Consider the following 4721-nt stretch of genomic DNA (forward strand, 5'->3'; position numbering starts at 1 on the left):
TCTCACGCCTTTGCCGTCTTCTTCTCTTTGGGAGAGGGCGTGGTTTGCAGTTGGCTGGCAAACTTTGTTGGCGGTGAGTTCTCGAATTGAAGATCGCTTGCTCATCCGGTCAGATCTCGAACGGAGATCAGGTATACAATTCAATCGACGAGGCGGGATGGTCCATTTACTTTTTTCTCTGGCAGCGCGTCCGCAGCGAGTGCGACCTGGCAGCGTAGGGGGGTGCGGCGGGGTTGCCGACCGAGCTGCGGTCGCAAAGATTCAGAACGGCTGCGATTTCGGAAAACGATTTGTCCCAATTATTCTTGTCGCGATCGCGCATCTGCCGTCGTTCGCAGCTGCACAGACCTCGTCGCTCACTGAATCTGTGAATGTGCTTGATGCAAACTCCTCAGTCGTGGCGACGTTATCCGTACCTCGGTCTGGCATTCAAAGTTCAGAAGTTGCGGTCCTGATCAATGATAACGATCCGCAGTCGGTGGAGGTTGGGAGCTACTATCAGCGGGTGAGAAATCTTCCCAACCGGAACATGATTCATTTGAGTTTCGAGCAAGACAAAATCTTTCCCGGACTTCCTGCAAATAACGGTATTGATCCGGCGGAGTTCGCGGCGCTCAAGCGGCAGGTGGATGCCCAGGCAGGTCCGGAAATTCAGGCGTTTGTGATTTCCTGGAGTAAGCCGTTTCGTATCGCGCGTTTCAACTACTACCCCACGAATTATTCAATCACGAGCGCCTTCGCCTTTGGAATAGATATGCAGTACCTCACGAGCAGGAGTTGTGACAGCACCCCGCTCAATCCGTATTACGATTCACGATCGACAATGCCATATACGGATTTTCGCATTCGCCCAGCCATGATGCTCGCAGGTGAAAGCGCGGCGAGTGTAAAAGCGACGATCGACAAGGGCCTGAAGGCGGATCGAAGCCTTCCGAGAGGGAACGGCTGGTTCGTGAGAACCGCTGACAATGCGAGGAGCATGCCTCGATATCCCGACTTCCAGGCAACTGTTCAAAACTGGAATCGTCCAGAAGCACTCAGGATGACTTACTACGACCGTTCGAGACCAGGTGGGCCGTCGGAAGTCAAAAACGCCAGAGATATCCTCTTCTACCAGACGGGATTGGCGAACGTCTCGGGTCTCAATACAAACACCTATGTTCCCGGCGCTCTAGCGGACTCTCTTACCTCGGGCGGAGGTGATTTGTTCGGGTCGAATCAAATGAGCGCACTCCGCTGGCTCGAAGCCGGGGTCGCAGCAAGTTACGGCACGGTGACCGAGCCCTGTGCATATGCAGACAAATTTCCCGCCGCTTCAGTGCTCGTGAAGAACTATTTCCTCGGCAACACAGCCCTTGAGGCCTACACGAAATCGGTCCGACAGCCGTCCCAAGGCGTCTTCATAGGCGATCCGCTGGCAAGACCCTTCGGTACGCAGGCGACGCTTGTGAACGAAGTTCTCAGTATCAAGACGTCGATCCTTGAACCCGGCGTCGACTACAATCTTTACTCGGCTCCATCCACGACCGGCCCGTTTTCGCTGATCAGCACCATTTCGGTGCCAGATTATCGCTTCACGACGATCACCCTGCCGGGGATGAAGGCGCCGTTCTATAAACTGGAGCGCGGAGGTGAGAGTGCTCCGCGATCGGATCGACGCAATTAAGAGAGCTGTCACGCGTGGCCGGGCGGGGACGTCCCCGAAGCCTTTCGACCTTCCGTCCCGTCAGGTTTCTGAATGATGATCTGAGCAAATCGTCCGTCGGGACTCTCAAGAAGTCCATCTGGCTCAAAGAGCGCCGCGAGATGGTTAATCGCGCCGCAGAACCGCGCTTGTCAGGTTGGTGATGACGAGCTAAGGCAACTCGCAACCATGGCAGACTAGGAATCTGAGAGTCGGACGTTCAAATCGTTCCGGGCGCGCCATTCTTTGACGGAAAGTCAGGACAAGGCAGCATCCGGTGGCCAGTCCGGCCCCAGGCCGGATGGGCCACGCCGCGTGAGGAGCTGGATGAGGATATCGCAGGCGTTCAAGTTCGAGGCGGCGCATCGGCTGCCCAACGTGCCCGACACTCACCGGTGCCACCGGATGCACGGTCATTCCTATCGGGTCGAGGTCCAGCTCGACGGACCGGTGGATCCGCACACCGGCTTCGTCGCCGACTTCTTCGATATCGAAAAAGGCTTCGCCGACATCATGGGCGCGCTGGACCACCATTGCCTGAACGAGGTCGGGGGCTTGGAGAATCCGACCGCCGAGAACATCGCGATCTGGATCTGGGACCGGCTGAAGCCAGGCCTGCCGCAGCTGTGGGCGGTCCGCGTTTATGAGACAGCGGATTGCTGGGCCGAATATCAGGGGCGGTGACGACGGCCCGTCGCTGAGCCGCCCGGCCCTCACCGTCGCCATGAACGCAGCTGCTCAGCGTGCGGATGAGCAGCGGACCGGGGCTCGAAGCCGCTCCGAAAGCGTGACGAGCCGCTCTTTCCGGCCTCGGCTCAAGGCTGCCCATACGGGAACCCGCAGGGAAACTCAGAATCAGCCAAATGCGCGGAGCGCCGCTGCCTGCGTGCCGCACGGGTCTCATTACTCACGCACATATGAGGTGTGTTGATAACCCCATGCGGGTTGAAAGGTTTAGTTTCAAGCTGGGGGCGAATGTCCCCAATCCAGTTTGTGCTTGGCCATGGGACCGGGGAACCGTTGATGGAACGCAAGCTCGCCGCGATCATGGCTGCCGACATCGTCAGCTACAGCCTGATGATGGCCGAAAACGAGGCCTCCACCTATAAAGAGCTGCGCACGGTCTTCGACAATCTGATCGGACCCACGGTCGCGCAGCATGGTGGCCGCATCTTCAAGATGACCGGGGACGGGTTTCTGGCGATGTTTCCCAGCGTCAACGAAGCCGTCGATGCGGGCTCTGCCATCCAGCAAGGATTCGACAACGCCCCGTTCGAGCTGCGTATAGGCATCAACCTCGGTGACGTCATCGAGGATAATGGCGATATGTACGGCGACGGCGTCAATGTCGCCACACGGCTCGAGGCGATGGCCGATCCCGGTAGCATCTTCGTCAGCGGCGCTGTCGTCATGGCCGCAGATCGCAATCGCGGCGAGGTGTTTGCGCGTGTGGGCCGCAGGCGCGCCAAAAACATTCCCGAGCGCCTCAATGTCTATCGGGTACGACGCGCGCAATCCTCGTGGTCTCGCTGGCGAAAAGTCCCGCGCGTTCTACGCGGGACCGCTGCGCGCTGGTCGTATGGCGTCGCCGCGATAGCCCTTGTGCTCATCGGCACCCAAATCCAGCCGCTGTCCCTGGCGGCGATGGTCAGCCGGCTCCCGGCCGCGCTGTCTTTCGACCAGACCCGCGCCGACCCGCGGCCGTCAGTTGCGGTCATGCCCTTTGCGACCATGGGCGGTGACCAGTCGTACTTCGCAGACGGGCTGACCGAGGATGTGACCACGGCGCTTGCAAGGAATTCCGAGCTTCAGATCATCGCGCGCGACTCTACCTATGCCGTGCGCGGGCAAGAAAGCGATACGCGCAAGCTCGGGGCAAAGCTGGGCGTTTCCTACGTGGTGGAAGGCAGCGCGCGCCGCGAGGGAGAGCGGCTTCGCGTCTCGGCGCAGCTGATCGACGTGAAATCGGGCGCGCATCTCTGGTCGCGCAGCTTCGACAGGCAGGTTGCCGACGTCTTCACCGTACAAAGCGAGCTGACCACGGAAATCGTCGCCCAGCTCGCGCCGTATATCGGCCGAAGTGAAGCCATCGCTGCCGCGCAACGCCCGACCGACAACCTTCAGGCTTACGATCTTCTCCTGCGGGCTCGTCATCGATACCGGCATGGCGTCCAGGATGCGGAAGCACTTGTGGAGGCACGCGGCATGTATCAGCGCGCGCTGGAAATGGACCCGGCCTATGCCGCCGCCCGAGCGGGCTTGGCCCTCACTTACATCGCGGATGTGGCCAGGATGTCGAATGGTCGGGCGACGGCGCAAGAGCTGGAACTGGGTCTCAGCGAAGCGCGCCAGGCTGTGCGCCTCGATCCCAATCTCTCGCTCGGCTATCAGGTGATCAGCTTCGGACTGGCGGTGCAGGGCGATTATGCCGGCGGCTTGCAGGCCGCCAAGCGCGCCGTCGAACTGAATCCCAATGACCCCGATAGCATGATGGCATTGGCAAAGGCGCAAGTCCGTTTCGGGGACTACGCGGACGCCGTTGCCAATGCCGAGCGAGCACGTCGGCTTCATCCCATGGCACCGGAATATTACGCCTATGTGCATGGTCAGGCGCTTTACGCCGCTGATCGTCGCGATGAGTCGGCTAGCGTGATCTCCGAATGCCTTGTCAGGGCGCCGCGCGATGCCAACTGCCTGCTCATCCAGGCTGCGCTGCAAGGGCGGCGCGGCGATATAGAAGCGGCGCAGCTGACGATGGCAAGCTTGGTAGGGGCCCAACCGACATTTTCGTTGGAGGCAGAGCGCTCCTATCGCCGGTTCGGCAACAAGCCGCTCATGGAGCAGTTCCTGAACGACCTGACGCGGGCGAAGGCACCGGGGGCTGCGTAATAGGATTGCCGCGTCAACGTTTGAGCTGGCTCAGGATGCTGGGGTCGGTGATCTGATCGTCGGCTGCGAGCATCGCTGCTTTCGATAGGATGATCGAGAACATATTGTCGCCCTCGAATGGCAGGCGCACATCGTCCGCGCTGGCGAA

3 protein-coding genes and 1 tRNA gene are annotated in these 4721 nt (G+C 60.0%); all 4 read left to right on the plus strand.

Going from position 1 to position 4721, the window contains the following annotated elements; translation table 11 throughout:
- Positions 1-157 precede the first annotated feature (157 nt).
- The 4 genes from JHD07_RS04880 (at position 158) to JHD07_RS04895 (ending at position 4573) form a co-directional block, all read left to right on the plus strand.
- Positions 158-1666: a TIGR03790 family protein gene (locus JHD07_RS04880; protein ID WP_291619551.1), complete on the plus strand. Its 1509-nt coding sequence runs from the start codon at positions 158-160 to the stop codon at positions 1664-1666.
- Positions 1667-1829: 163 nt separating this feature from the next.
- Positions 1830-1926: transfer RNA gene (locus JHD07_RS04885), tRNA-OTHER, on the plus strand.
- Between the two features lie 85 nt (positions 1927-2011).
- Positions 2012-2368 carry a 6-carboxytetrahydropterin synthase QueD gene (gene queD / locus JHD07_RS04890; RefSeq protein WP_291619553.1) on the plus strand — a complete coding sequence of 119 codons (357 nt, stop codon included), beginning with the start codon at positions 2012-2014 and terminating at the stop codon, positions 2366-2368.
- Positions 2369-2707: 339 nt separating this feature from the next.
- Positions 2708-4573 carry a tetratricopeptide repeat protein gene (locus JHD07_RS04895; protein WP_291619555.1) on the plus strand — a complete coding sequence of 622 codons (1866 nt, stop codon included), beginning with the start codon at positions 2708-2710 and terminating at the stop codon, positions 4571-4573.
- Positions 4574-4721 lie beyond the last annotated feature (148 nt).

It is taken from the genome of Bradyrhizobium sp., assembly GCF_016462955.1.
Lineage (GTDB): Bacteria > Pseudomonadota > Alphaproteobacteria > Rhizobiales > Xanthobacteraceae > Bradyrhizobium.